Source organism: Mesorhizobium sp. P2_E6 (assembly GCF_056403835.1).
Genome location: NZ_JBFUEQ010000003.1, coordinates 547,883 through 573,018, shown reverse-complemented (window position 1 = coordinate 573,018; position 25,136 = coordinate 547,883). Strand labels below are relative to the sequence as shown.

The 25,136-nt window shown below is 63.6% G+C and carries 24 protein-coding genes; 10 read left to right on the top strand and 14 right to left on the bottom strand.

Going from position 1 to position 25,136, the window contains the following annotated elements:
* A partial coding sequence (locus tag AC1D08_RS10605; protein WP_477423074.1) for a 3-methyl-2-oxobutanoate hydroxymethyltransferase occupies window positions 1–333 on the top strand: 333 nt, incomplete at its 5' end.
* Here the strand turns inward: AC1D08_RS10605 and AC1D08_RS10600 are convergent.
* On the bottom strand, window positions 298–1,815 hold the full coding sequence (locus tag AC1D08_RS10600; protein ID WP_457152282.1) for an HAL/PAL/TAL family ammonia-lyase: 1,518 nt from the start codon (window positions 1,813–1,815) through the stop codon (window positions 298–300). The two genes, AC1D08_RS10605 and AC1D08_RS10600, sit on opposite strands and share 36 nt — an antisense overlap.
* Entirely contained in the window at window positions 1,812–2,813 is a 1,002-nt protein-coding gene (locus AC1D08_RS10595) for an ornithine cyclodeaminase family protein (RefSeq protein ID WP_457152281.1), read from the bottom strand. The genes AC1D08_RS10600 and AC1D08_RS10595 overlap by 4 nt, the downstream gene beginning before the upstream one ends.
* A gap of 118 nt (window positions 2,814–2,931) precedes the next feature.
* Here AC1D08_RS10595 and AC1D08_RS10590 point away from each other — a divergent pair, with 118 nt between their 5' ends.
* The 8 genes from AC1D08_RS10590 to AC1D08_RS10555 all read left to right on the top strand — a co-directional run bounded on the left by AC1D08_RS10590 (window position 2,932) and on the right by AC1D08_RS10555 (window position 12,627).
* Window positions 2,932–4,365 carry a DHA2 family efflux MFS transporter permease subunit gene (locus tag AC1D08_RS10590; RefSeq protein ID WP_457152280.1) on the top strand — a complete coding sequence of 478 codons (1,434 nt, stop codon included), beginning with the start codon at window positions 2,932–2,934 and terminating at the stop codon, window positions 4,363–4,365.
* A gap of 267 nt (window positions 4,366–4,632) precedes the next feature.
* Window positions 4,633–5,619: an ABC transporter permease gene (locus AC1D08_RS10585; protein ID WP_457152279.1), complete on the top strand. Its 987-nt coding sequence runs from the start codon at window positions 4,633–4,635 to the stop codon at window positions 5,617–5,619.
* Window positions 5,620–5,718: 99 nt separating this feature from the next.
* Complete coding sequence (locus AC1D08_RS10580) at window positions 5,719–6,744, top strand: sugar ABC transporter substrate-binding protein (protein ID WP_457152278.1); 1,026 nt, start codon at window positions 5,719–5,721, stop codon at window positions 6,742–6,744.
* A gap of 89 nt (window positions 6,745–6,833) precedes the next feature.
* On the top strand, window positions 6,834–8,957 hold the full coding sequence (locus AC1D08_RS10575; protein ID WP_477397936.1) for an ABC transporter permease: 2,124 nt from the start codon (window positions 6,834–6,836) through the stop codon (window positions 8,955–8,957).
* Window positions 8,954–10,009 (top strand): NHL repeat-containing protein, encoded by a 1,056-nt coding sequence (locus tag AC1D08_RS10570; protein ID WP_457152276.1) that lies wholly within the window; start codon window positions 8,954–8,956, stop codon window positions 10,007–10,009. Before AC1D08_RS10575 ends, AC1D08_RS10570 begins: the two co-directional genes overlap by 4 nt.
* Entirely contained in the window at window positions 10,009–11,505 is a 1,497-nt protein-coding gene (locus AC1D08_RS10565) for a sugar ABC transporter ATP-binding protein (protein WP_477423072.1), read from the top strand. The genes AC1D08_RS10570 and AC1D08_RS10565 overlap by 1 nt, the downstream gene beginning before the upstream one ends.
* A gap of 153 nt (window positions 11,506–11,658) precedes the next feature.
* A complete protein-coding gene (locus AC1D08_RS10560; protein WP_457153631.1) occupies window positions 11,659–12,066 on the top strand; it encodes a carboxymuconolactone decarboxylase family protein in 408 nt (135 codons plus the stop codon).
* Window positions 12,067–12,096: 30 nt separating this feature from the next.
* Complete coding sequence (locus tag AC1D08_RS10555) at window positions 12,097–12,627, top strand: GNAT family N-acetyltransferase (RefSeq protein ID WP_457153627.1); 531 nt, start codon at window positions 12,097–12,099, stop codon at window positions 12,625–12,627.
* 51 nt (window positions 12,628–12,678) lie between these two features.
* Here AC1D08_RS10555 and AC1D08_RS10550 read toward each other — a convergent pair whose 3' ends face one another.
* The 12 genes from AC1D08_RS10550 to AC1D08_RS10495 all read right to left on the bottom strand — a co-directional run bounded on the left by AC1D08_RS10550 (window position 12,679) and on the right by AC1D08_RS10495 (window position 23,536).
* Window positions 12,679–13,566: an amidohydrolase family protein gene (locus tag AC1D08_RS10550; protein WP_457153630.1), complete on the bottom strand. Its 888-nt coding sequence runs from the start codon at window positions 13,564–13,566 to the stop codon at window positions 12,679–12,681.
* Entirely contained in the window at window positions 13,566–14,684 is a 1,119-nt protein-coding gene (locus tag AC1D08_RS10545; RefSeq protein ID WP_457153629.1) for a vWA domain-containing protein, read from the bottom strand. Before AC1D08_RS10545 ends, AC1D08_RS10550 begins: the two co-directional genes overlap by 1 nt.
* Window positions 14,685–14,689: 5 nt before the next feature.
* On the bottom strand, window positions 14,690–15,571 hold the full coding sequence (locus tag AC1D08_RS10540; RefSeq protein WP_457153628.1) for an AAA family ATPase: 882 nt from the start codon (window positions 15,569–15,571) through the stop codon (window positions 14,690–14,692).
* 9 nt (window positions 15,572–15,580) lie between these two features.
* On the bottom strand, window positions 15,581–16,585 hold the full coding sequence (locus AC1D08_RS10535) for a xanthine dehydrogenase family protein molybdopterin-binding subunit (protein WP_457153626.1): 1,005 nt from the start codon (window positions 16,583–16,585) through the stop codon (window positions 15,581–15,583).
* A gap of 1 nt (window position 16,586) precedes the next feature.
* The gene (locus AC1D08_RS10530; protein WP_477226924.1) at window positions 16,587–17,954 is read right to left on the bottom strand and encodes a xanthine dehydrogenase family protein molybdopterin-binding subunit; all 1,368 of its coding nucleotides are present in this window, start codon (window positions 17,952–17,954) and stop codon (window positions 16,587–16,589) included.
* Between the two features lie 11 nt (window positions 17,955–17,965).
* The gene (locus tag AC1D08_RS10525; protein ID WP_477226925.1) at window positions 17,966–18,448 is read right to left on the bottom strand and encodes a (2Fe-2S)-binding protein; all 483 of its coding nucleotides are present in this window, start codon (window positions 18,446–18,448) and stop codon (window positions 17,966–17,968) included.
* Window positions 18,449–18,508: 60 nt separating this feature from the next.
* The gene (locus tag AC1D08_RS10520; protein WP_457153251.1) at window positions 18,509–19,303 is read right to left on the bottom strand and encodes an FAD binding domain-containing protein; all 795 of its coding nucleotides are present in this window, start codon (window positions 19,301–19,303) and stop codon (window positions 18,509–18,511) included.
* Between the two features lie 12 nt (window positions 19,304–19,315).
* The gene (locus AC1D08_RS10515) at window positions 19,316–19,759 is read right to left on the bottom strand and encodes an SRPBCC family protein (RefSeq protein ID WP_184875027.1); all 444 of its coding nucleotides are present in this window, start codon (window positions 19,757–19,759) and stop codon (window positions 19,316–19,318) included.
* Window positions 19,760–19,892: 133 nt separating this feature from the next.
* Entirely contained in the window at window positions 19,893–20,720 is an 828-nt protein-coding gene (locus AC1D08_RS10510; protein WP_477226926.1) for a helix-turn-helix domain-containing protein, read from the bottom strand.
* 186 nt (window positions 20,721–20,906) lie between these two features.
* Window positions 20,907–21,674, bottom strand: a complete 768-nt coding sequence (locus tag AC1D08_RS10505; RefSeq protein ID WP_457153249.1) for an SDR family oxidoreductase — start codon at window positions 21,672–21,674, stop codon at window positions 20,907–20,909.
* Between the two features lie 87 nt (window positions 21,675–21,761).
* Window positions 21,762–22,760 carry an ABC transporter permease gene (locus AC1D08_RS10500; protein ID WP_095091447.1) on the bottom strand — a complete coding sequence of 333 codons (999 nt, stop codon included), beginning with the start codon at window positions 22,758–22,760 and terminating at the stop codon, window positions 21,762–21,764.
* A 35-nt stretch (window positions 22,761–22,795) separates the two neighbouring features.
* Window positions 22,796–23,536 (bottom strand): ATP-binding cassette domain-containing protein, encoded by a 741-nt coding sequence (locus tag AC1D08_RS10495; RefSeq protein ID WP_095091448.1) that lies wholly within the window; start codon window positions 23,534–23,536, stop codon window positions 22,796–22,798.
* Window positions 23,537–24,006: 470 nt separating this feature from the next.
* Here AC1D08_RS10495 and AC1D08_RS10490 point away from each other — a divergent pair, with 470 nt between their 5' ends.
* On the top strand, window positions 24,007–24,996 hold the full coding sequence (locus AC1D08_RS10490) for a sugar-binding protein (protein WP_095091449.1): 990 nt from the start codon (window positions 24,007–24,009) through the stop codon (window positions 24,994–24,996).
* Window positions 24,997–25,136 lie beyond the last annotated feature (140 nt).

Sequence of the window (25,136 nt, the reverse complement as noted above, 5' to 3'; positions counted from 1 at the left end):
GCGGAGATCGAAGTGGTGCCGGTCGAGGTGGCGAAGGCGATCTCGGAGCGGACGTCGCTGATCATGCTGTCGATGGGGGCGGGGACCGGCTGCGACGCGCAATATCTGTTCGCCGACGACATTCTCGGCCAGAACCGTGGGCACATGCCTCGCCACTCCAAGGTCTATCGCAATTTCGCCGCCGAATATGATCGTTTGCAGGCTGAGCGGATCGCGGCGTTCTCCGAATATGTCGCCGACGTCAACAGCCTGGCCTATCCCGAGGACAGGCATGTCGTGCACATGGATCCGGGTGAACTACGGCTGTTCCTCGACAAGGTTGGCCGGGCGTAAGGTCACCTGCCAGGGTCCGTTGGCGAGCGCGGCGAAGAGCGCTTCGGCGTCGATGCCGAGTGGCCGATCCTCCTTCAGGCTAGGGACCAGCGCGCGTATCGCCCTGTGAATTGCGGCGGTGCGGGGCGCCAGGGTGAGCCCGTCGCGCAGGTCGACCGCCTGTGCCGCCGCCATCAATTCGAAGGCGATTAGCCGCCGCCACAGCGCGACCATCCCAGCGCATTTCGCGACAGCCAGCGGTGTCTGCGTGGCATGGTCCTCGACGCCTTCCGAGACGGCCAAGAAATCCAGCATCACCGGATTGGCTCTGTGGCGGATGGCGGCCAGGATCGATGTCGCCGTCTTCTGCAGCGGCACGAAGCCGGCCGAGGCGCCGCCGACCGGCGACAGATATTTCGGCAGGCCGTTACGGCCGGAGCCAGTAAGCTGGATGAAGCGGGCAGCGCTCGCGGCGGCACTCTGGGCGATCGCCAGGCCGAGCGTTTCGAAGGCGAGCGACAGCGAAGCAGTGTGGAAATTGCCGGTCGACAGCACCAGCCCGTCGTCGCTGAGCACCAGCGGGTTGTCGGCGGCGGCATTGAGTTCGATCTCGACGGCATGTCTCGCCTGGCCGATCGCCTCGATCAGCGCGCCATGGATCGAGGGCATGCAGCGGATCGACAGGGGATCTTGCAAGGTGGTCGGCGCCGGTGCCTCGTCGCGGGCGAGCAGATATTGCAAGGCCTTGGCCGCTTCCTGCTGGCCGGCCGCCGGCCGCGCCATATGCAGGCGCGGGTCGAGGATGGTGCGATTGGCGCCGATACCTTCCATGGTCAGCGCGCCGGCCTGGTGCTGCTGGGCAAGGGCGGACAGCGCATCCGTCACCACGAGCGCACCGCTGCCCGCTGAAACAGCCGAAGCGTTAATCAGCGACAGCCCGTCCTTGGGCGCCAGGCTGATGGGGACGAGGCGGGCCATCATCAACGCCTTGGCCGCCGGCATGCGCCGGCCCTGATAGTCGGCGTCTCCTTCGCCGGTCAGCAGGCGGGCAAGCGCCGTCATCAGCACCAGATCGCCGGCGCCGATCGAGCCGAGCGACGGCATCACCGGGTGGACGCCGGCATTGAGCGCGTCGACCAAAGCGACAAACACGGTGGGCGAAAGTCCGGAGCCTCCCGTTGAAAGCATCGCCGTGCGGGCAAACATAGTTGCCCGCACGGTCTCGACCGGTAGCGCTTCGCCGACCGCGCCGCTGCGTCCTTCCAGCAGCTGGCGCTGGAAGGCGCTGGCGTCGCCCTCGACCGTCGTGCCGAGATTGGCGCCGAGCCCGGTGTTGAGGCCATAGATCTGCTGGCCGGAGGCGGCGGCCTGGTCGAGCACTGTTCGCGCCTTCTGCAGCCTGCCGAGGACATCGGATCGGACCTCCACCTTGCGCGCTTCGCGGGCCACAGCGGCGACATCCGCAGTGCCCACGCCGGCTCCGGTGAGGACGAGCGCACTCATGCGAAGCGCAGCCGCTGGCCGATGCCTTGCGCCTGCGCCTTGGCCAGCATCGCCTTGCCCAACGCAATGTCGGACAGCGACAGGCCGCGGTGCCAGAACAGGATCGTCTCGCTGTCATTCTCTCGCCCGGCCTTGAGACCGGCGGCGATCTGGCCAAGCTCGGCATGCAGCGTCTTTTCGCTCAGCCGCCCGGTCTCGACATGGGCGCGCAGCGAGCCGAACTTGCCGCCCTTGCACTGGCCCCAATCGTCGACGACCATTTTCTGCATGATGTCGGTCAGCGACAGCTCCACGGCGCTCATGGTGCCGTAGGGCACGACCAGCGCGCCGGGCTTGATCCATTCGGTCTTCAACATGGGCTGCGGTTCCGGCAGCCGCGAGGCCTCGACCACGATGTCGGCGCCTTCGACACAGCTCTTCCAGTCGGCCACAGCGGTGACACGCTTGCCGAGATCGGCGGAGAGTTTTGCGGCGAAACCGTCGCGGCTTTCCGGGCGGCGCGAATGGACGCGGATTTCGTCGAAGTCGAAGACATGGTCGAGCAGGCGTACATTCCAGTAGGCGGTGCCGCGCGCGCCGATATGGGCCAGCACTTTTGAGCCCTTGCGCCCCAGATGCTTGGCGCCGATGGCGGTGACGGCACCGGTGCGCATGTCGGTGATGACGGTGGCGTCGAGGATGGCGCGCGGCGTGCCGGTGCGCGGATCGAACAGATTGAGGATGCCGAATTCGGAGGGCAGGCCGTGCAGGTAGTTGTCGACATAGTCGCCGACGATCTTGACGCCGGCGGTGTCGAGAGGCGCGACGTAGCCGCGCAGGACATTGAAATGACCGTGGAAGGACGGGTCCGGCTCGAGATGGACGCGCGGCTCGATCACCGTCTGGCCATTGCCTTGCGCCACCAGGCCGGCCTCTACGGCGGCAATGATTTCACCATCGGACATGGCAAGGGCGTCGATATCGAGGGCATTGAGATAGTCGATATAGATGGGTTTCATCTGCTGCGTGCACTTTCCCCGGTCGCCTCTCATCCATAACAGGCCGTGACGCGACACGAAAGTTTGTTACGCCGTCTATGGACGCGGCCGGCTAATTGCTGTTCAAACCGGTTCCGTCATGACTGCCATTCCCGACACTGAAGCCTTACCCGAAACGGCCACAAATGCGCGGCGCGTGGCGCTGATTGTCGCCATCGCCTTCTTCATGCAGTTGCTGGATTCGACGATCATCTCGACATCGTTGCCGCAGATGGGCGCTTCCTTCGGCGTGCCGGCGGTGGCGATGAGCATCGGCATCACCGTCTACATGCTGACCATGGCGGTGTTCGTGCCGCTGTCGGGCTGGCTCGCCGACCGGTTTGGTGCGCGCAATATCTTCCTGCTGGCAATCATCCTTTTCACCTTGGCCTCGCTCGCCTGCGGCTTCTCGCAAAACCTGACCCAGTTCGTCGCCGCACGTGTCGTGCAAGGGCTGGGCAGTGCACTGATGACGCCGGTCGGCCGCATTCTCGTCTTGCGCAATGCATCGAAGTCCGAGCTGCTCAACGCCACCGCGCTGATCACCTGGCCGGCGCTGTTCGCGCCGGTGGTCGGGCCGGTGCTGGGCGGCTTCATCACCACCTATCTGTCCTGGCACTGGAATTTCTTCATCAACATCCCGCTCGGCGTAATCGGGCTGGCGCTGGTCGCCCGCTTCATTCCCGGCGACCGCGAGGCCAACCCAAAACCGCTAGACTGGCCGGGTTTTTTCCTGACATCGGCGGGACTTGCTTGCCTTCTGTACGGGCTCGAACGCATCGCGCATCCAGAAGACGGTGTCTTGCCGACGGTGGCGCTCATCGCCTTCGGTGTCGCCATCGGCTGGCTGGCGGTGCGCCATCTCAGGCGCGCACCGCATCCGCTGCTCGACCTCTCATCGTTCAAGGTGCTGACCTTCGCCATCTCGACGCTTGCCGCCGGCACCAATTTCCGGGTGGCGATCAACGCCACGCCGTTCCTGTTGCCGCTTCTGTTCCAGGTCGGCTTCGGTCTCAGCCCCGTCGATGCCGGCATGATGATCCTGGCCTATTTCCTCGGCAATCTCGGCATGAAGACGGTGACGACGCCGACGTTGCGGCGCTTCGGCTTTCGATCTGTGCTGGTCGTCAACGGCCTGATCGCCTCGGCGTCGATCATGGCGTGCGCGGCGATCTCACCGCAGACGCCGCAAGCGCTAGTGATCCTACTGATGCTGATCGCCGGCCTGTCGCGCTCGATGCAGTTCACCGCCCTCAACACGCTGGCCTTCGCCGATATCGACGCGGCGCAACGCAGTTCGGCCGCGACACTGTCCAGCATGCTGCAGCAAGTGGCGATGCTGTTCGGCGTCGCGGTGGCGGCGGCGATCCTGAACCTGTCGCAGATCGCCAGGGACCGGCCGGCGCTCGACCTCGTCGATTTTCGCATCGCCTTTCTGGCGATCGGCGCCATCGGGCTGGTGGCGGCGTTGCGTTTCCTCGCGCTGCCACCAGGTGCGGGTGCCGAGGTTTCCGGCCACGCACGGGGGAACTGAAATCGAATTCTTCCACCTGATGCGGAGATAAATTCCGCCTTGCCCTTTCGCCTTGGTCGGTGCTTTCGCAAGCGATCGCATTGACGCAATCATTTGCTAAAAATCCAGGCTTTTCCGGGCATTGCGCCAGTTTTGGCAATCGATGCGTCCACTCGATGAATATCGCCACCGGCCGGGCTTCTGAACGCGGATTCATTTGACGAACCGGCGCTAAGCCGATTAGCTTTCCGTGGGATGGCAGCGCTGCCATTGGGGCGTAAGCGGGACATGAACGCGATCGGCTGGCCGAATTTCAGGAGCCTGAATCAGGAAGGCATTGTCTTTGCCATCGCCGTGGTGCTGTTTATTGCCGCTGCCATCGGCCTGCCGGGCTTCATCGACCCAAACAATCTCGTGGCCATCGTCCGCTCGGTGTCGGTGCTCGGCATACTGGCGCTCGGCATGGCTGTCGTCATCATCGGCCGAGGCATCGACCTCTCGGCCGTGGCGATCATGGCAATGTCTGTCGCCTGGTATCTGCAACTTCTGAATTCAGGAACGCCGGATGGGCTGGCCTTCGCCTATGTGCTGGCCGGCGTGCTCGCGATCGGCCTGCTAAACGGCTTCCTCGTCGCCTATGCCGACGTGCCGGCGATCTTCGTGACGCTGGCGACCGGTTCCTTCGTCTTCGGCTACGTCCGCTCGCAACTGATCACGCAGGATGCCGTGCCGGTGCCGCAGGGCCATTGGGTCGAGCTGCTCGGCGGCCTACGCTTCCTCGATATTCCCATCGAGGTGTTCGTCTTCGCGGGCCTCGCCTTCCTGTTCTACCTGTTCCTGCGCTACACCAAATGGGGCCGCTACATCTATTTCGCCGGCGACAATCCGGTCGCGGCGCGCAACATCGGCATTCCTGTGCGGCCGATGCTGGTGCTGCGCTATGTGCTGTCGGCCTTCGTCGCGCTGATTGCCGGCCTGCTGACGGCGGCCAGCCTACATTCGATCAACACCCGCGTCGTCAACTCGACGCTGCTCTACGATATCGTGCTGGTGGCGGTGATCGGCGGCATCGGCCTGTCCGGCGGGCGGGGCGGGGTGCGTAACGTGCTGGTCGGGGCGGCGCTGATCGGCATCCTGCTCAACGCCATGACCATCATCGACATTCCGCTGCTCTACCAGAACCTGATCAAGGCGGCGATCCTTCTGGGGGCGATCATCGTCGATGGCGTCATCAACCCACGTGACGAACAGACCGCGCAGCAGGGCGATATCTAAGCATGATCCCTAAGAGATCATTCTTGAACCAGAAGACTTGACCAAACGCGGACGGTTGGGCCGTCGGTGAACCACAGTGACCAAAACAGAGGATGTGACATGAAACTGATCAAAACACTCTTGGCCGCCGCCACAGCGCTTGTCGTTACCGCCTTCGTCGCGCCCACCTTTGCCGCCGACGATCCGGGCCCGGCCGCCTATGCGCAGTCGCTGAAGGGCAAGCGCGTCATGCTGGTGCCGCTGGCGATGGGCTTCGACCTGGCGCAGGGCTGGGCGCATTATCTGAAGACCGAAGTCGAGGCCTGGGGTGGCGTGTTCGAGACGCGCGATCCGAACTGGGTCGTCGATGCCGGCGCGCAGGCGATCACCGACGCCATTTCGTCGGACACTCGGCCGGACGTGCTGATCATCCATGCGCCGGACCTCAACTCCTATTCCAAGCTGATGAAGAAGGCGCAGGCGGCCGGCACCTACGTGCTCCTGGTCGACAATCCTGCCAACTTCCCGGCCGACGCCTTTGTCGGCAGCGACTGGGACCGTCTAGGCCAGCTCGAGGCCGAAGCGGCGATCAAGGGCTGCGGCGAAAACTCGTCGAAGAAGATCGGCCTGGTGCAGGGCGACCAGGCGAACTCCTCCAGCCTTTATCAGTATGCCGGCATCATGAAGGTTCTGGACAAGCATCCCGACTTCAAGGTGGTGGCCAAGCCCGACTCCAACTGGGATGCGACGACCTCGCGCAACGTGACGACGACGATGCTGCAGCAGAACCCGGACATTTGCTCGATCATCGACTTCTGGGATGGTGACGCCACCGGCGCTTCGGCCGCGATCCGAGACGCCAAGCTCGAGGGCAAGGTGTTCCTGGTCACCACCGGCGGCGGGGAAAAGGCGGCGGACTGCGACAAGCTGCAGGACGGCACCTATGGCGCCGTGGTGATGACCGAGCTTGCCCGTCAGTCGGGCGACATGAACGCCATCATCAAGTTCCTGCTGCAGAGCGGCCAGCCGGCCGGCACCTCGCACACCTACATTTACACCCTGGAGAAGGCGACGACCAAGGCCGACCTCAAGCCCGACAGCTGTTGGGACCTGAAGGCGCTGCAGGCCGAAGCGGCGGCGAAATAGACCGATCCTTGCCAACACCAATCAACGAGGTGGCCGGATTGCCCGGCCACCTCTTTCTCTAGCAGCCCAGATTTGGCAGCAGTGACCCGATGTCCTTTCGCGAACGCCTCCAGTCCTGGCGCTACAATCTCGTGCCCGACCATCTTGTCGGCGAGATCCTGACCAAGCGCTGGACCGACAACGCCATTCCGTTCCTGGCGCTGGTGGTGACGTTGGCGACCTTTGGCTCGATCATTCCGGGCTTCTTCAAGCTGACCTCGCTGCAGGAATCGACCCGCCAGCTCGGCGAGTTCTCGATGGTCGTGACCGGCATGACGGTGGTGATGCTTGGCGGCGGCATCGACCTGTCGGTCGGCTCGATCTTCGCGCTGTCGTGCTTCTCGGCCGTCTATGTCTTCTTCATCCTCGAACAGTCGATCTGGCTGGCGCTGGCCGCTTCGCTTGCCACCGGCCTCGTCTTCGGCGCAATCAATGGCTATCTCGTCGGCTATCTCCGCCTGCGCGCCTTCCTCACTACGCTGGTCACCTTCATCTTCGGGCGGGCACTGTTCGACATCCTGGTCACCACCTATGCCGCTGATGTGCAGCTCTCGACAGCCACGTCGGATGTGCTCGACTTCATCGGCGACAGCACCTTCTGGGGCTTGTCGGTCTCGGTCTGGCTGGCAATCATCCTCGCCATCGTCACCCATATCGCGCTGACCCGTTCGCGACCGGGCTGGCACGTGCTGGCGGTCGGCGGCTCCAGGCGCTCGGCGCACAATGCCGGTATTCGGGTGCGCCGCACCGTGTTCATGACCTATGTCTTCTCAGGTTTCTGCGCCTCGATCGGTGGCTTCCTCATCGCTTGCCGCCTGAGCGGGGCAGGGCCGGGCACCGGCCTCAATCTCGAGATCATGGCGCTGACGGCGGCGGTGGTCGGCGGCGTCAGCTTGGGCGGTGGGCGCGGCTCGGTGATCAAGGGGCTGATGGGCGCCATCATCGTCTTGACCATGACCAATGGGCTGATCCGGCTGGGCTATGGCACCGGAACCAACCAGATGGTGCTCGGCATCATGCTGGCGGTGGCGGTGACCATCGACATCCGCTGGCTGAAGAACCGCCACAAGGTGCTGAACGAGGTCTATGTCGCGCCGGTCTATCTCAAGATGGGCGCGACACAGTCGGCGGCGCCCGGTTCGGGCACGCCATACGAACTCGACAACAGGCTCTCGGCTGCCGACCACATCGGGCTTGGCGAACTGGAGGGGCCGGAGGATGTCATCCTCGACCGCGACGACAATCTCTATTGCGGCACCCGCCATGGTGAGATCGTACGCTTCTTCGCGCCGGACTACGTCAGGTCGGAAGTGTTTGCCCATATTGGCGGCTTTCCGCTTGGACTTGCCTTCGACAAATCAGGCAACCTGATCAGCTGTGTCGGCGCCATGGGGCTCTATTCCGTGTCGCCGACGCGCGAGGTCAAACGCCTGTCGGCCGAGACCTCGCGCTCCTGGACCTCGATCGTCGACGATGCGCGACTGCGTGATCCCAATGACTGCGACGTGGCACCCGACGGCCGTATCTATTTCACCGACTCGACCAAGCGCTACGACGCCCATGACTGGGCGCTGGATTCGATCGAGAACCGCGCCACCGGCCGCTTGCTGGTCTACGACCCGAAGGACGGCTCGACCAAGACACTGCTCGACGGTTACCGCTACACCAACGGTGTGTGCATGGCGCATGACGGCAAGTCGCTGTTCTTCGCCGAAAGCTGGGCCTGCCGCGTGCACCGCTACTGGCTGGAAGGGCCGAAGGCCGGCACGGCCGAATGCGTCATCCGCGACATGCCGGGCTACCCCGACAACATCAACCGCGCCTCCGACGGCAACTACTGGATGGCGTGGCTCGGTATGCGCACGCCGAGCTTCGACCTGTCGCTGCGCCATCCCGACATGCGCAAGCGCATGACGCGCCGGCTGCCGCAGGATGAATGGCTGTTCCCCAACATCAACACCGGCGGCGTGGTGAAGTTCAACGAAAAGGGCGGCATCGTCGAGGCGATGGGCGACCTTACCGGCGGTGCGCACCCGATGGTCACCTCGATGCGCGAGCACAGGGGGTATCTGTTTGTCGGCGGTATCCTCAACAACCGCATCGGTCGTTACAAGATATCAGGCGCCGACCCGAACTGGACCAGCCCCGCTTCCTACTGGGGGGCGGCCTCATGATCCTCGATCCGGTGCTTGACCTGTTTCGCGGCAAGGCGGTGACCATTCCGCCGCTCGACGGCGCCTTCCGCCCGAACACGCGGCTGGACGACGCGCCGGCTGTCGCTGAGCTGACCGAGCCGGACAATCTGCTGATTTCCAGCGACAGGCTGTTAGCCTCCAGCGGCAATGCCATACACGCTATCGCTGCCGGCGCTGTGCCAACCGTGGTCGAGACTTTTCCATCTCCGGTCACGGCGCTGGCGCTGTCGCCATCAGGCGAACTGACGGTCGGGCTGGAGAGTGGCAGGCTGTTGATTGCCGGCAAGGAGGTTTCGTTGCCGGCCGGAATGCGCTGCATCACCGCACTTGCCTATGCAGATGATGGCATGTTGTGGCTGGCCAACGGTTCGGCTGAACACGCGCCGTCGCAATGGGCCGCCGACCTGATGAAGAAGGGCGCGTCCGGTTCGCTGTGGAAGCGGGATGCGGCGGGCGGTGGGTTCCGCAAGGTGGCAGGCGAGATCGCCTTTCCCTATGGGCTCCATCCCATAGGGCAGGATGTGCTGGTCAGCGAAAGCTGGCGCCACCAGCTCGTCCGCTTCGACGGCGCGACCGGCAACCGCTCGACGGTGCTGGCGCATCTGCCCGGCTATCCCGCACGGCTGTCGCCGACCGCCGATGGCGGTGCGTGGCTGACCTTGTTTGCGCCGCGCAACCGGCTGATCGAATTCGTGCTGCAGGAAACGCACTACCGGCAGGACATGATCAATCAGGTGCCACCGGCCTACTGGATCGCGCCGGCCCTGGCTTCCAGCCGCAGCTTCCTTGAACCGCTGCAATGCGGTGGCATCCGCACCATGGGCATCCACAAGCCTTGGTCGCCAAGCCGCTCCTACGGGCTGGTGGTAAGGCTCGACCAGAAGCTGCAGCCGCAATTCAGCCTGCACAGCCGCGCCAACGGCACGCGCCACGGCATTTGCAGCGTCGCCGAAAGGGCCGGCCTTCTGTTCATCGCCTCCAGGGGCGGCGACTGCGTGTTGTCCGTCGACCTCGCGTCGGGAGGGTTTTGATGGAACCGATCGTCCGCCTGGAAAACGTCACCAAGACTTATCGCGGCGTGCCCGCGGTGAAGAACGTCAGCTTCGACCTGCGCAAGGGCGAGATCCACGCGCTGCTCGGCGAGAATGGCGCGGGTAAGTCGACGCTGACCAAGATCGTCGCCGGGGTGGTCGACGCCACCTCCGGCAGGATGTTCCATAAGGGCGCCGAAATCGCCTACGCCTCGCCGCATGCGGCGCTCGAAGCCGGCATTGCCATGGTGTTCCAGGAAACCAGCCTGGTGCCGTCGATGACGGTGGCGCAGAACCTCTATCTCGGCGCCGAAAAATTCCTCAACCGGCTACGCGGCACCTACATTTCGGCGCAGCAGTTCCTGCAGTCCCTCAACTTTCCCGTCGACCCGAACGCGATGGTGGCGACGCTGGGTGCCGCCAAGCGGCAGATGGTCGAGATCGCGCGCGCCGTCCACCACAATGCCGAGGTCATCATCTTCGACGAGCCGACGGCGACGCTGACGCCAGAGGAGAAACGGCATTTCTTCGCGCTGATCCGGCGGCTGAAGGCGAGCGGCGTGTCGATCGTCTTCATCAGTCACGCGCTTGAAGAAGCGCTTGATATCGCAGACCGCATCACCATCTTGCGCGACGGCGAGTTGGTCATCACCGACGACACATCCGCCTTCGACCGCGACCGGATCGTCGCCGCCATGGTCGGGCGTACTTTGTCGGGGCAGATCTATCGGCAGCGCGACGAGGCGAAATTGCGCAAGGCCGGCAAGAAGGTTCTGTCGGTGCAGGACATCTCGATGAGCAATGTCGTGCGCAACAATTCGTTCTCTATCTTCGAGGGCCAGATCACCGGCGTGTTCGGGCTGATCGGCTCTGGCCGCACCGAGACGTTTAAGATCGTCTCCGGCATCTACAAGCGCGATTTCCTGCGTGGCGGGGCGATCGAACTCGACGACAAGCCGGTGCGCTATCTCGTGCCGAGCGAGGCGGTGGCCGACGGCATCGTCTATGTCACCGAGGACCGCAAGAGCGAGGGCATCTTCGAGACGATGGGCATTGCCGAGAACCTGTTCGGCGGGCTGTTGGCGGCGGGCCGCGAAAAGGCCTGGGTGATCGACCAGCAGGAGATGCGGCAGCTTGCGGCCGAATGGACGAAGACGCTGAACATCAAGGCGATCAACGACAATGCACGCGTCGTCGAGCTATCCGGCGGCAACCAGCAGAAGGTGGTGATCGGCAAGGGGCTAGTGCAGCGGCCCCGCATCGTCATCTTCGACGAGCCGACGCGCGGCGTCGATGTCGGCGCGATCGCCGAGATCCATCAGATCATCAACCGGCTGGCCGATGAGGGCCTCGCTGTCGTCGTGATTTCCTCCTACCTGCCGGAGATCATGAACCTGTCGGACCGCATCCTGGTCTGCCGGCAAGGACGTATCGTCGAAGAGTTTTCGCCGGCGGAGGCAACCGAGGAAAAGATCATGTACGCGGCGGTTCACTAGATTCAGGTGAGGCCGGCCTGCAAATGGCGGCTTCCTGGGCTTCCTGAGCAAAATCGCCACTCCGTCGCTAAAAAGTGAATCGGGCAAATGGATTGGCTGCGATTGCTCAAGACCTGATTTAATTCACAAGACGTTCAAACGAAAGGACCAGCCATGGCCACCACGAAACTTCTGAGCGATGCCGAGGTGGAGAAGATCCCGGCTGTGAAGGCGGTGTTCGACGACATCCGCGCGACTCGCAAAGCCGATTTCGTCAACAATTTCTGGCGGGGGCTGGCCAATGATCCACCGGCGCTGAAGCGGATCTGGGAACAGTTGAAGGTGGTGATGGTCGCTGACAGCGCCATCGATCCATTGACCAAGGAGATGATCTATATCGCGGTGTCGACCGCCAATGGCTGCTCCTACTGCGTCCACTCGCACACGGCGGCGGCCCGGGCGAAGGGCATGACAGACGTGCAGCATGGCGAACTGGTTTCGATCATCGGGCTGGCCGGCCAGACCAACCATCTGGTCACGGCGATGCAGATCCCCGTCGATCCGCAGTTCGAGGTGAAGTGAGGGCGGTTGCTTCCCGCGGCTGGAACTTTCATGGACAAAAGCACCAGATTTCCAACGTCGCTCTCTGGCTACGAGATTGAAGGCCTGATTGGAATTGACGCTTCACGACTGGTGCCGCTGTATCAGGGCTGCTCTGACTATGTCGTGCTGGAACGAGGCGAGCCGCCCAACGTTGCCACCGCAAAGGAGGAATTTGAGAACTTTCCACCGAACCGAACGGAAGCCGACAAATTCGTATTCGGGGTGAAGGCAATCGATGGTGAATTCGTGGGCTTGCTGGCCTGCGACCGCAATTATCCGCGAGTGGAGTGTTGGTGGATCGCGTTGTTCATGATCGACAAAGCACTTCGCGGAAGAGGGTTGGGGCGTACACTGTGCGACGACTTTTTCAGGTGGCTGAAATCCCAGAACGTCAAGTGGGTGGAACTCGGCGTGATCACAGAAAATGAGCAGGCTCTTCGCTTTTGGCAGCGGCAGGGCTTCAAGCTGGTGCGGATGGCGGGGCCAGTCAGTATTGGGGCGAAACGGCATATGGTCCAGGTTTTAGGCCGGCCGTTGTGAGCAGATACATCAAAGGCGCTTGGCCACCTTCTTGAGAAGGGAAGGCGTGTGCTATGCAGGCCGATAAACTCTCTCGGCCGTGTTCCAGAAAATATCCGCCTCAGCTTTCGCGCCATGCTTGGCCACCGCCGCGCGATGCGCCTTGATCAGCTCGGCGTGGCTGGTCCACAGTTTCTCGATCGGGAAGTTCGAGCCGAACATCAGATGGTCCGCGCCCAGGATGTCGATCGCATTGTCGACGATGTAAGCGATCAGAGCCGGGTGGTTGCCGTGGACGAAGGTGCCGAGGCCGGACAGTTTTGCATGGAAATTGGGCGCGGCCGACAGCGTGCGCAGGCCTGCCTTCCAGGCTTCCGTGATTTCGGGCTCCATGCCGGTGAGCATGCCGGCATGGGTGAGGATGAAATTGGTCTCCGGGTTCTCGCCGACCAGCGTCAGCCCGTCCTTCATCTGGGCAGGGAATAGCTGAAGGTCGAAGGACAGGCCGTAGTGCTTCAGCCGGGCGACATTGGCGCGGACCTTGGGATCGATGACCTGGTCGGCCGAAGTGGCGAAGCGGAAGGCCGGCGTCTCGTGCCAGTGCAATTGCATGCGCACGCCGCGCAGCAGCGGATATTTCTTCAGCCGGTCGATCTGGGGCCTGATATCGTCCACGGTCATGTCGGTGTAGCCGACGATGGCGTGTGGCCAGCCGGTCTCATCCGCCGTTTTCTGCAGGAAGGCGACCTCCTTCTCGAAATCTTCCTTGGCCCAGTTGGTCTGGACATAGACGGCTTTTTCGACGCCCGATCCCTTCTGGTCGGCCAAGAATTCCTCGATCGGGTAGTCGCGGCGGATCGGCTCATAGGGGCCAAAGATGCGCGGCACCATCGGTCCGACCAGCCAGGGCTGGTCCTGTTGGCGCCAGATGTGGAAATGCGCGTCGATTGCTTTCTGCATCACGAAACCCTCTTCCAGATTGCCGCCGCCGCCGGGGTCGGGCGGGCGAGCGACAGGATGAAATCGGTGAGGCCCTTGAGCGACGAGCCGTCGATGAGATCGTCGAGCACCGGCAGGATGGCGCGCAGTGCTGCCGTTGCAGGCCAGAAGCGCGGGTCGCCGGCGAGCGGCGTCGCGAGAGACAATCGGAAAGCGCGCGCGCTCAGCCGACGCATCGCTGTCTCCAGTTCGGCATGATCGCCGCGCTCCAGCGCATCGGAGAGGATGACGATCGCTGCACCGCGGGCGAAAGCGGAGAAGCGTGGCACCGACAGGAAAGCGAGCAGCGTCGGCCCCATGCGGGTGCCGCCGTCCCAGTCATCGACCTGCGCCGCCGCGCGGGCCAGCGCCTGGTCGCGGTCGCGAATGCGCAGTGCGGCGGTAATGCGGGTGAGCCGGGTGCCGAAGGTGAAGATTTCGGCGCGGTCAGCACCTTGCACTGCGGCATGGGCGAGCTTGAGATAGTCTGACGTGTGCAGCTTCATCGAGCCGGAGACGTCGATCAGGATCAGCAGCTTGCGCGGCACAGTCTGCCGGCGACGCAGCAGCGGCGAGGGCACGTCGCCATCGGCACTGACGATTTCCCTGAGCGACCGGCGCAGATCGAGTTTGCCGCGCGAGTGGGTGCGCACGGTGCGGAAGGAGCGGCGGGCAGGCAAGGCCGGGGACAGCTTGCGGCGGAAGGCGGCCAGCCTATCGTCGTCGCGCTGGAAATCGCGCGCGCTCAATTGCTCCAGGGCCGAGGACAGTTCGCCGCCTTCTTGGCTGTGCTCGGCTTCGATCCGTTCGACGTCAGCGCCGCCATCATCCTTGATATTGATTTCCTCATCTCCGTCTCCTTCGACCACGGCGGATGCGTTGCCGTAGAAATGGTTCTGGAAATGCGCCTCGAATTCGTCGCGGCGGTCTGGCGGCGGCGCCAGCGTCGCAAGGGCCGCTTCGCGGATGTCGGCCATCGAACGCGGCCCGAGCAATGTCACGGCCTGCATGAAGCCGGACACCTGCTCCGGCGCGACGGCAAAGCCGTAACGGCGCAGCAGCCGGCCGAAGCCGAGGAACGGCGCGGCCGCGCGGGGCAGGGCGTTCACGCCATGGCCTCCTCGACAATCCGGCCAAGCTCCGGCGCGATGTAGGTCAGGTCTTCTTCGTCCTTGATCAGCACGCCGATCGATCGGCGGAAGGCTTCGGGCCACGGGCTGCCGCCCCTTTCCAGAATGGTCGCTGCGTTGGCCCATTCGACCGCCTCGGCAATGCCGGGCGGCTTGGCCAGCGGGCGCGCACGGATGCTCTGCACGGCTGTCGCCACTGCGCGTGCGGTGTCTTGCGCCACATCGCCGGCGCGCAGCATGATGATGGCGGCCTCGCGCTCGGCGTCGGGATAGCCGATCCAGTGGTAGACGCAGCGTCGGCGCAGCGCCTCGGCGAGTTCGCGGGTGCGGTTCGAGGTCAGGATGACGATCGGCTGAGCTGTGGCGCGGATGGTCCCGCGCTCGGGAATGCTGATCTGGAAATCGGAGAGGAATTCCAGAAGCAGCGCCTCAAATTCATGGTCCGATCGGTCGATCTCGTCGACCAGCAGCACGCGCTGCTCCGGCGCCTTCAGCACCTGCAGCAGCGGCCGGGCGATCAGGAAGCGATCGTCATAGATGTCGATCTCGTGCTCGCCGGCGTGGCGGATGGCGAGCAACTGGCGCTGGTAGTTCCATTCGTAGAGCGCGTGCGCGGCGTCGATGCCTTCGTGGCATTGCAGCCGTACGAGATCGCGGCCGAGCAACTGTGCGATCGCCTTGGCCGCTTCCGTCTTGCCGACGCCCGGCGCGCCTTCGAGCAGGAGCGGCTTGCCCAGCCGGATAGCCAGGAAGATGGCGGTTGCCAGGCTGTCATCGGCTAGATAGCGCGAGGCGGCCAGGTGCTGCGCCACAGCCTCCGGCGAGGTCGGCGATGTCTCGGCGTTCACCTCGGGCATTTCGATCACTCAGTTCGCCGCTTGCGCCCTGAGCGCGCGCAGGATGCGCTCGGGCGTGATCGGCAGCGTGTCGATGCGCACGCCGACGGCGTCGAAGACGGCATTGGCAACGGCGGGGATCTGCGGGTTTGCGCACATTTCGCCCGGCCCCTTGGCGCCATAAGGCCCGTCGGCCGACGGCCGCTCCAGCACGATGATCTCGGTCTCGGCAAGATCGCCGGGGCCAGGCATCAGATACTGGTTGAAGTCGGTGCCGCCATGGTCGCGGTTGGGATAGTAGGGCTCGGTCGTCTCGTAAAGCGCATGGCTGATGCCCATCCATGAGCCGCCGACGAGCTGCTGCTCGACCATTTTCGGGTTCAGCGCACGGCCGATCTCAAAAATGTTCTTCACCGTCAGCACTGTGACCTCGCCGGTCTCGTCATCAACCTCGACCTCGGCCACGGTGCAGGCATGCGCATAGCAGGTCGACGGCTTCATCGCGCCGGTCTCTTTCTCGGGATAGGAGCGCGGGATCAGGAACATGCCGCGGCCGGAGATCGAGCGGCCGCGCTTGAAATGAGCCGACAGTGCGACGTCGAAGATCGAGATCGATTTTTGCGGCGCGCCCTTGACCAGGATGTTGCCCTGTCCATCGGTCTCGAGGTCGGAGGCGTTCACTTCCAGCTCCTCTGCGGCCACTTCCAGCATCACCTGGCGGGCTTCCCTGGCGGCCTGGATGACGGCGTTGCCGGCGCGGTGGGTGCCGCGCGAGGCGAAGGTGCCCATGCAGTGCGGGCCGGTATCGGTGTCGGCGGTGTCGACGACGACGCGGTCGGTCGGCACGCCGATCGTCTCGGCGCAAATCTGCGCCATGATCTGCTTCATGCCCTGGCCGAGATCGACCGATGACAGTGTGACCATGAAATTGCCGGTCGGCGTCGAATGCACCAGGGCCTGGGTCGGGTCGCCGCCAAGGTTCATGCCGGTTGGATAGTTGATGGCGGCAACGCCGCGTCCGCGCCTGATCGCCATCTCAAGCTCCCTTCACGTAGGAAGACATCGCCATGAATTTTTCCGCCACCGGCCAGTTGGCGGCGCGCGAGGCTTCCTGCATGCACTCGATCAGCGCCGCACCCTCGGTCGGCTGGCGATGCGCCTTCATGTCGCCGTCACGATAGGCGTTGATGAAGCGGAATTCGAGCGGATCCATGCCGATCAGCCGCGCCAGCTTGTCCATCTGCACCTCCAGAGCGAAGTCGCCAATGGTGACGCCGAAGCCGCGCATGGCGGAGGAGGGCGTGCGGTTGGTGTAAACGCAGTAGGTGTCGATCCAGACATTGGGGATGGTGTAGGGGCCGGGATAGTGGCCGGCCCCCTTCTGCGCGCCGTAAGGCGAATGGCGCGAATAGGCGCCGGCGTCGGTATAGCCGGTGACCTTGCGCGCGACGATGCGGCCGTCCTTCATGACGCCGTCCTTGATGACCACCTTTTCGGCGGCGCGCGGCGAGGAGATCTGCATCTCCTCCTCGCGGCTGTAGATGAAGGAAACCGGACGGTCGGTGAGCTTGGCGCCGAGAATGGCGATCGGCTCGACGATGACGTCGACCTTGCCGCCGAAGCCGCCGCCGACGGTGCCGCCGACGAAATGGAGCTTGTTGCCGGGCATGTGCAGGATAATCGAGGCGTTGTCGAGGGTGAAGAACATCGCTTGCGTGTTGGTGTAGCAGGTGAAGCGGTCATTGCCTTCGGGCGCCACCACGCAGCCGGTGGTCTCGGTCGGCGCATGCTCGATCGGCGAGGACTGGTAGCTCTGCTCGAGGATGTGGTCCGCGCCCGCGAAGCCTGCCTCGATATCGCCGAAACGCACCTTGCGGCATTCGCCGCTGTCATAGAGATAATAGTTCTGACCGTGGTACTCGTTGACCAGCGGCGCGCCGGGCTTCAGTGCTTCCTCCATGTCGAAGACGGCCGGCAGCACTTCATAGTCGACCTTGACCTTGGCGGCGGCTTCTTGGGCGGCGCGCTCGGTTTCGGCCAGAACGGCGACGACGGCCTCGCCCTTCCAGCGCACTTTGCCGTCGGCGAGCACCGTCTCGTCCTCCGGTCCAATCTGGATCAGGATCAGGATGGTGTAGACATTGTGCGGCACGTCCTTGGCGGTCAGGATTTTCACCACGCCTGGATGCTTTTCCGCCTCGGCGGTGTCGATCGAGCGGATGCGGGCGTGATGATGCGGGCTGCGCACCATCTTCAGGTGCAGCATGCCGGGGAAACTGCGGTCGGCGAAAAAAGCGGTCTTGCCGGTGACATGACCGGGTGAATCCGAGCGCGGCCGGGGCTGGCCGATCTCGTGCAGATCATCCTTGCGGACATCGGCGAAGTAGCTCTTGCGCAGTTCCATGTTTGCTTCCCTCAGGCCGCGTTCTGCGAATTGGCGCGGGCTGCACGCAGCACCGCCTGGATGATCGGCTCGTAGCCGGTACAACGGCAGATGTTGCCCGACAGCGCCTCGACCACGTCGTCGCGGCTGGGATTGGGTGTATGGTCGAGCAGCACCTTGGCGGCCATGATCATGCCCGGCGTGCAGAAGCCGCATTGCGTGGCGAAGGTGTCGAGGAAGGCGTGCTGCAGCGGGTGCAGGACGCCACCTTCCGAAAGCCCCGATGTCGTCGTGATGGCAGCACCATTGCACGTCTCGGCCAGCGTCAGGCAGGACAGCCGGAGCTCGCCGTCGATGATGACCGAACAGGCGCCGCAGGTGCCTTGATGGCAACCGCCTTTCGGCGAGGTGTCGCCGATCTTGTCGCGCAGTGCGTGGAGCAGCGTCGTGCCGCTGTCGATGAATTCGGCCTTTTCAGAGCCGTTGAGCGTGAACTGGACCGGGACCTTTGCCATGTTTCCTCCTTGCGCGCCTGCCCGATTGATCGGACAGACGCGCGCCCCCCAACGGGTGTTTCAGGTCAGCAGCAGCCGGCCGAGATGGACCGGCAGCACTTCGTTGCGATACCAGGCGCTGGCGATCGGATCGGTGGCGGGCGAGGTGCCTTTGTTGCCCGCAGCGAGCGCCGGGGCGATGCCGTCCTTGGTCAGGCTTTGGCCGATCAGTGCTTTTTCCGCGGCCTTGGCGCGCATCGGCCGGTTTGCCATGCAGCCGAGCGCGATCCGCGCCGAGGACACGGCACCGTCGCCGGCCAGTTCAAGTACGGCGGCGATGCTGAGCACCGAGACGCCCTTTGGCTTGACCCGCGACACTTTCAGGAAGCGAAAGCCGTCTGCCTTCGGAAGCGCGAAAGCGACCGAAGTGACGATAGCGCGGTTGCTGTCGCGCCCTGCCAGGAAGGTTTCGATCGGCGTTTCGCCGTCATCGGTGCCAATCGTGGCATCGAGCGCCAGCAGGGCAACGGCGAAGTCGCCATAAGGCGCCGGTGCGAACAGATTGCCGCCAACGGTCGCCATGTTGCGGACCGCCGGGCCGCCGACGGCGCGTGCGGCCTTGGCAAGGAAACCGAGATCCGGATGACGGGCGACCGCCGCCATGGTCACCGAAGCGCCGATGCGGACCTTGCTGTCAGTGACGGCAATTGATGAAAGCGACGGCTCGGTCGAACGGATCAGGCTGGAGACCGAAACATCGCCTTCATTGGCGGCGCGCACGACCAGCGTGCCGCCTCCGAGATAGCGGCTGCCCTGGGATTTCAGCGCCGCGTTGGCCTCCTTCACCGTCGCAAAAGTCTGCAGTGCTAGCGCCATAGCCGGGCTCCCTCAGCTCTGGCCGGCGAAATGGCTCTTCAGGGCATTGAAGCCGCCCTGGAAGACGTTGGCGCCCATGCCCTCGGCCAGCTTGCCGGCTTCCTCGGGCGCCGCGTCGAAGCTGGCGGTCCATTCGGCATAGGTTCGGTCGCCATCGGTCACGCGTCGCAACTGCAGCGTCGCCTTGTGGTTGGTGAGCGGCTGCGGTGTCTCCAGGATCGAGTAGCTGACGAGGAAATTGTTGTCGGAGAAGTCGAGCAGCTTTTCGCGAATGCGGGCGCCACTGGCGAGCTGGAAATTGCGCACGCAGCCGATCGTCGAGGCGTCCTTGCCGTCCTCGATATGGCTTTCCACCATTCGCGGGTGCCAGCCTGGCAGGCCGTTGAAGTCGCGAATGCGCGCCCAGACCTGTTCGACCGGTGCGTCTATGACGCTTGAGATGGTGACGTTCGCCATATGGATGTCCCCTTGCAGATGCGGCAGTTGGGCAAGGGTAGGGCGGCCAAGTCAAAGACGCTTATCAATGCGTCTTGAGCCCGTATCAAGGAGTCTGAAAAAGGGTGGGAGCCTGAAAAAGCGGCCGGTTGGCTCAGGCGATCATCCGCGCCGCTTCGCGGTAGAGCGTCGGCGGCACGCCGACATGGTCGCGGAAGAAGCGCGAGAAATTGCCCTGCGTGGTGAAGCCGAGATTGCAGGCGACCGAAATCAGCGGTTCCTGCGACCACTGCAATTGCCGCACCGCTTCCTCCATGCGCAGCGTGTTCCAGTAGACATTGGGTGTCAGATTGGTCTGTTCCTTGAACAGGGCGAAGAAGTGCGGCCGCGACAGGCCGACGGCACGCGCCACGTCGTCGAAGCAGATGCGCTCGCAGACATTGGCTCTCATCAGCTGGATTGCCTTGCGGACGCGGAAATCCTGCATGGTGTTTATGCGGACGCGCGCTTCCTGGGGCGCCGAAGCGTCCGCGGCATCGAGGACGCTGTCGATGAAACGCTCGATCTCGTAATTGGCGACATCGTCGACGCTTTCATTGTCGATGAGGTGATCGAGCAGACTGGCGGCGGCCTGGTGCAGCCAGGGTTCCAGCGTGATTGCGGCCTGCGAGAACAGCGGTGCGGACGAAGGCAGGTCGCGGCGCCGCCGCGCCCAGTCGGGATCGATGTAGAAGGCGAGGAACAGGCCCGGCGTGCCGTTTCGCGACAGGACATGGCTGTGTGGCTGAAAGGAGTTGATGCCGGCGGCGGTGCGCGGGCCAAGCCGTACCGTCTCGCGGCCGATGGTCATCTCGCCGGCAGTGCCTTCAAGCCAGATGATCAAATGTGCTTCGACGTGGGCATGGGTGACGAAGTCGCTTGCGACATTCAGGACAGAAACATGTCCGAACCGGCCCCAGTAGAGCCTGATCGCTTCCGTCATGGGTATTCCTCCCGCAGACGACTGGCCTCCCTTCGCCTGCGGGGCGGATTGTGCGGCTGAGTTCGGGGCCGCGTCAAGACGTGGGCCTGTGGCGAGGGTGGATGACGGCCGATGCCGGTGGATTTTCAGACTGAGCGATAGGCAGTGAACCGAACAACGGTGGATGGCCGCGCCGGCGTCGGTGCCTCAAACCGAAGCCGTCATGCCGCCGTCGACATAGAGCGTGTGGCCGTTGACGAAGGACGATGCGTCGGAGGCGAGGAACACAGCGGCGCCGATCAGTTCGTCGACATTGCCCCAGCGCCCGGCCGGCGTGCGCTTCTCCAGCCAGGCGGAAAATTCGGGATTGTCGACCAGCGCCTGGTTCATTTCGGTGCGGAAGTAGCCGGGCGCGATCGCGTTGATCTGCAGGCCGTGTTTTGCCCAGTCGGTGCACATACCCCTGGTCAGATTCCTGATCGCGCCCTTGGTTGCGGTGTACGGCGCGATGTTCGGCCGGGCCAGTTCGCTCTGCACCGAGCCAATGTTGATGATCTTGCCCATGCCGCGCGCGATCATGTGGCGGGCAACCGCCTTGCCGGCATGGAAGGCGCCTGAGACATTGGTCTTGAACAGCCGCTCCCATTGCTCCTCGGGAAAGTCTTCGAGCGGGGCGCGGAACTGCACGCCGGCATTGTTGATGAGGATATCGATGGCGCCGATCTCGGCTTCGATGCGGGCGATGTCCGCGTTGACCGCTTGAAAATCGGTGACATCGAAGGTCGAGGCGTGCGCCTTGAAGCCGGCATCGCGCAGCTTTTCGACGGCGCCGCCGATCCTGGCGGCATCGCGGCCGTTCAGCACCACGCCGGCGCCATGTTCAGCCAGGCCGCGCGCCAGGGCAAAACCTATGCCCTGACCAGAGCCGGTTACCAGCGCCAGCCGGCCCTCAAGGCTGAACAGCGAGTTTGCCATCAGGCTGTCTTCTGTTCGACCATGATCTCTGGACAAACGGTTTCCGTTTGTCCGAAAAACCGGTTTCCACTTTTCGGGATCATGGTCCTAGTCGTTGCGGCGGAAATTGCGGATGCGGTCGAACAGAACCGCCAGCAGGATGGCGCCGCCGATGAACACGCCTTGCCAGAACGCATTGATGCCGAGCAGGCCGAGACTGTTGCGGATCACCTCGATGAGCGCCGCGCCGACGATGGCGCCAAAGGCGGTGCCAACGCCGCCGGCAAGGTTGGCGCCGCCGATGACGGTGGCGGCGATGACCTGAAGCTCCATGCCGGTGCCGAGATTGGTGGTGACGGCGCCCAGCCATCCGGTCTGGATGATACCGGCAATGCCGGCCGAGAGCGCCGAAATCATGTAGACGGCGACCTTGATCTGGCGCACCGGAACGCCGGTCAGCGTCGCAGCATGCTCATTGCCGCCGATGGCGAAGATGTGCCGGCCGAACTTGGTCCAGCGCAAGATGAAGCCGGTGATCAGCGCCAAAAGGATCATGTAAAGCACTGGATTGGCGATGCCGAACACCCAGGCGCCGCCGCCCAGCGCCAGCAGCTTGTTGTGGTCCGGTCCGAACTGGAAGACGACGGTGTTGTTGGAAGCAACCATGGCCAGGCTGCGGGCGATCGACAACATGCCGAGCGTCACCACGAACGGCGGAAAGCCGAGATAGGCGATCAGGATGCCGTTGAAGGCGCCGATGGCAAGCGCCGTTGCGATAGAGGCCAGGATGCCGATCTCGATCGAGTAGCCGGCATGCATGGTGACGGCCAGCACCATCGACGACAGGCACAGCACCGAACCGACCGAGAGGTCGATGCCGCCGGTGATGATGACGAAGGTCATGCCGAGCGCGATGATGGCGACGAAGGTGATGTTGCGGGTGATGTTGTAGAGGTTCTTCTGCGTGGCGAAGGCGTCGGTGGCAAACGACAGGAACAGGCAGGCGAGGATGACCGCGATCACCACCCAGAAGGTCTGGCTGGCAAACAGCTTCGACAGCAAGGTGTGCTGTTTCTGTGCGATCGTCTGGTCAAGGGTGACTGCCATTATCGACCTTTATCTGCCGGTGGAACGCGCTGAAATCAAACCTGTTCGATAGCACCAGTGATCAGCCCGGTGACTTCTTCGGGCGAACTGGACGCGATCGTCTTGTCGGCGACCTTGCGGCCACGCCGCATGACGATGACGCGGTCGGCGACGGTGAAGACGTCGGGCATGCGGTGGCTGATCAGCACGACGGCAATACCCTGGTCGCGCAAATGACGGATCAGGTTGAGCACCTCGGCGACCTGCCGCACCGAGATCGCCGCCGTTGGCTCGTCCATCAGCACGATCTTGGCTTGCGACAGCATGGTGCGGGCGATCGCCACCGCCTGGCGCTGGCCACCCGACATCTGCTTGACGAGGTCGCGCGGGCGGGTCTCGGACTTGAGCTCCGCGAAGATCTGGCCGGCGCGCTTGTACATAGAAGCGTAGTCGAGGATGCGGAAGGGGCCGACGCCGCGGCGCAATTCACGGCCGAGATAGACATTCGCCGCTGCCGTCAGATTGTTGCAGAGCGCCAGGTCCTGGTGAACGATCTCAATGCCGTGCTGGCGGGCTTCGACCGGCTTGTGCAGAATCAAATCCTTGCCGTCCATCTGCATGGTGCCGTGGCTCGGGCGGAAATTGCCGGCGATCATCTTGACCAGCGTCGACTTGCCGGCGCCATTGTCGCCCATCAGGCCGACCACCTGGCCGGGCTCGATCGACAAAGACACGTCGTTGACCGCCTGGATGGCGCCGAAATGCTTCGATATGTTGGTGAGTTCGAGAACCGCCACCAGCCTTCTTGCCTCCCCGTGCTTTGCGACCTGCTGCTGTTCCCGGCGTCAATGCCGGCGCTGCTTTGGCCTCGCTCTTCCCAGCTCCTCCCGGAAACAGCGTTAGCGTTCTTTTACGCAAAAGCCGGCGCGCGTCAATCAATTGTCGGACGAATTAAGGTTGGATTATTCTAAAAATCCGTTTTGTAGGACAAATAGCATTGACGTTGGCGGCGAGCCGATATTAGCTAAGCGTCGGAGGAGATTATGCCGGTCCCTGCCTGCGGTTCGCCGGGTGGAATCGGTGGAGGTTTATCGGTCGAGGTTTCGGCTGCACCCCGTGTGTTGAGCCGGTCCAAGGCCGCATCTGGAAATGCTTATCGATCTGTCTTGGCGATACGAGAGCTCGCGAAACGAACCTCGGTCATCACGCGTCCGGTCGATCTGTGTGGCGGGCACGCCGTGTCCGTCTGTTTCAAGGGAGGACTGATATGAGGAAATCACTTTTGCTTGCCGCCGCCGCCATGATGGCGCTTGGCGCCGGACCGGCTTTGGCCAAGAAACAGCTCGTCATTGTCGTGAAAGGTCTCGACAATCCGTTCTTCGAAGCCATCCACCAGGGTTGCGAGAAATGGAACAAGGAAAACGCCAGCTCGGAATATGAATGCTTCTACACCGGCCCTGCCTCGACCTCGGACGAGGCCGGCGAGGCGCAGATCGTCCAGGACATGTTGAGCAAGGCCGACACCGTGGCGATGGCGATTTCGCCATCCAACGCGCCGCTGATCGCGCAGACCATCAAGACCGCCAATCCGACGATCCCGATCATGACGGTCGATGCCGACCTCAGCAAGGAAGATGCGGCGCTGCGCAAGACCTATCTCGGCACCGACAACTACTTGATGGGCAAGAAGATCGGCGAGTACATCAAGAAGGGCAAGCCGAATGGCGGCACGATCTGCACCATCGAGGGCAATCCTGCGGCCGACAACATCTTGCGTCGTGCGCAAGGCATGCGTGACGCACTGTCGGGCAAGGAAGGCCTCGCGGCGCTCGCCGGCGAAGGTGGCTGGACCGAAGTCGCCGGCTGCCCGGTGTTCACCAATGACGATGGCGCCAAGGGCGTTCAGGCGATGACCGATATCCTCGCCGCCAACCCCAAGCTCGACGCGTTCGGCATCATGGGCGGCTGGCCGCTTTTCGGTGCGCCGCAGCCCTATCGCGATCTGTTCGGGCCGCTCAAGGACCGCATCGCCAGCAACGACTTCGTCATCGGCGCAGCCGACACGATTGGCGACGAGGTGGCGATTGCTCGTGACGGCCTGGTCACCGCACTGGTCGGCCAGCGGCCGTTCGAAATGGGCTACAAGGCGCCCTCGGTGATGATCGACCTGATCGAAGGCAAGACCGTCGCCGATCCGGTGTTTACCGGTCTCGACGAATGCACCAAGGACACGGTCGACACCTGCATCCAGAAGTAGGTTCTCGATTTGGGGCGCTCGGCAACGGGCGCCCCCCGTCGATTCCTGAACGGGACACTGCGGTTGGGGCGGCAGGCTCCGGCTTTGCCGCGTCCATGGTCTGGATTTTTCGGCAACGAGATCGGCGTGCCGTGCGGGTC

Excerpts from the sequence above, each read along its gene's own strand:
- AC1D08_RS10600 (WP_457152282.1), bottom strand. The coding sequence starts at position 1,815 with ATGAGTGCGCTCGTCCTCACCGGAGCCGGCGTGGGCACTGCGGATGTC.
- AC1D08_RS10595 (WP_457152281.1), bottom strand. The coding sequence starts at position 2,813 with ATGAAACCCATCTATATCGACTATCTCAATGCCCTCGATATCGACGCC.
- AC1D08_RS10590 (WP_457152280.1), top strand. The coding sequence starts at position 2,932 with ATGACTGCCATTCCCGACACTGAAGCCTTACCCGAAACGGCCACAAAT.
- AC1D08_RS10585 (WP_457152279.1), top strand. The coding sequence starts at position 4,633 with ATGAACGCGATCGGCTGGCCGAATTTCAGGAGCCTGAATCAGGAAGGC.
- AC1D08_RS10580 (WP_457152278.1), top strand. The coding sequence starts at position 5,719 with ATGAAACTGATCAAAACACTCTTGGCCGCCGCCACAGCGCTTGTCGTT.
- AC1D08_RS10575 (WP_477397936.1), top strand. The coding sequence starts at position 6,834 with ATGTCCTTTCGCGAACGCCTCCAGTCCTGGCGCTACAATCTCGTGCCC.
- AC1D08_RS10570 (WP_457152276.1), top strand. The coding sequence starts at position 8,954 with ATGATCCTCGATCCGGTGCTTGACCTGTTTCGCGGCAAGGCGGTGACC.
- AC1D08_RS10565 (WP_477423072.1), top strand. The coding sequence starts at position 10,009 with ATGGAACCGATCGTCCGCCTGGAAAACGTCACCAAGACTTATCGCGGC.
- AC1D08_RS10560 (WP_457153631.1), top strand. The coding sequence starts at position 11,659 with ATGGCCACCACGAAACTTCTGAGCGATGCCGAGGTGGAGAAGATCCCG.
- AC1D08_RS10555 (WP_457153627.1), top strand. The coding sequence starts at position 12,097 with ATGGACAAAAGCACCAGATTTCCAACGTCGCTCTCTGGCTACGAGATT.
- AC1D08_RS10550 (WP_457153630.1), bottom strand. The coding sequence starts at position 13,566 with ATGCAGAAAGCAATCGACGCGCATTTCCACATCTGGCGCCAACAGGAC.
- AC1D08_RS10540 (WP_457153628.1), bottom strand. The coding sequence starts at position 15,571 with ATGCCCGAGGTGAACGCCGAGACATCGCCGACCTCGCCGGAGGCTGTG.
- AC1D08_RS10535 (WP_457153626.1), bottom strand. The coding sequence starts at position 16,585 with ATGGCGATCAGGCGCGGACGCGGCGTTGCCGCCATCAACTATCCAACC.
- AC1D08_RS10530 (WP_477226924.1), bottom strand. The coding sequence starts at position 17,954 with ATGGAACTGCGCAAGAGCTACTTCGCCGATGTCCGCAAGGATGATCTG.
- AC1D08_RS10525 (WP_477226925.1), bottom strand. The coding sequence starts at position 18,448 with ATGGCAAAGGTCCCGGTCCAGTTCACGCTCAACGGCTCTGAAAAGGCC.
- AC1D08_RS10520 (WP_457153251.1), bottom strand. The coding sequence starts at position 19,303 with ATGGCGCTAGCACTGCAGACTTTTGCGACGGTGAAGGAGGCCAACGCG.
- AC1D08_RS10515 (WP_184875027.1), bottom strand. The coding sequence starts at position 19,759 with ATGGCGAACGTCACCATCTCAAGCGTCATAGACGCACCGGTCGAACAG.
- AC1D08_RS10510 (WP_477226926.1), bottom strand. The coding sequence starts at position 20,720 with ATGACGGAAGCGATCAGGCTCTACTGGGGCCGGTTCGGACATGTTTCT.
- AC1D08_RS10505 (WP_457153249.1), bottom strand. The coding sequence starts at position 21,674 with ATGGCAAACTCGCTGTTCAGCCTTGAGGGCCGGCTGGCGCTGGTAACC.
- AC1D08_RS10500 (WP_095091447.1), bottom strand. The coding sequence starts at position 22,760 with ATGGCAGTCACCCTTGACCAGACGATCGCACAGAAACAGCACACCTTG.
- AC1D08_RS10490 (WP_095091449.1), top strand. The coding sequence starts at position 24,007 with ATGAGGAAATCACTTTTGCTTGCCGCCGCCGCCATGATGGCGCTTGGC.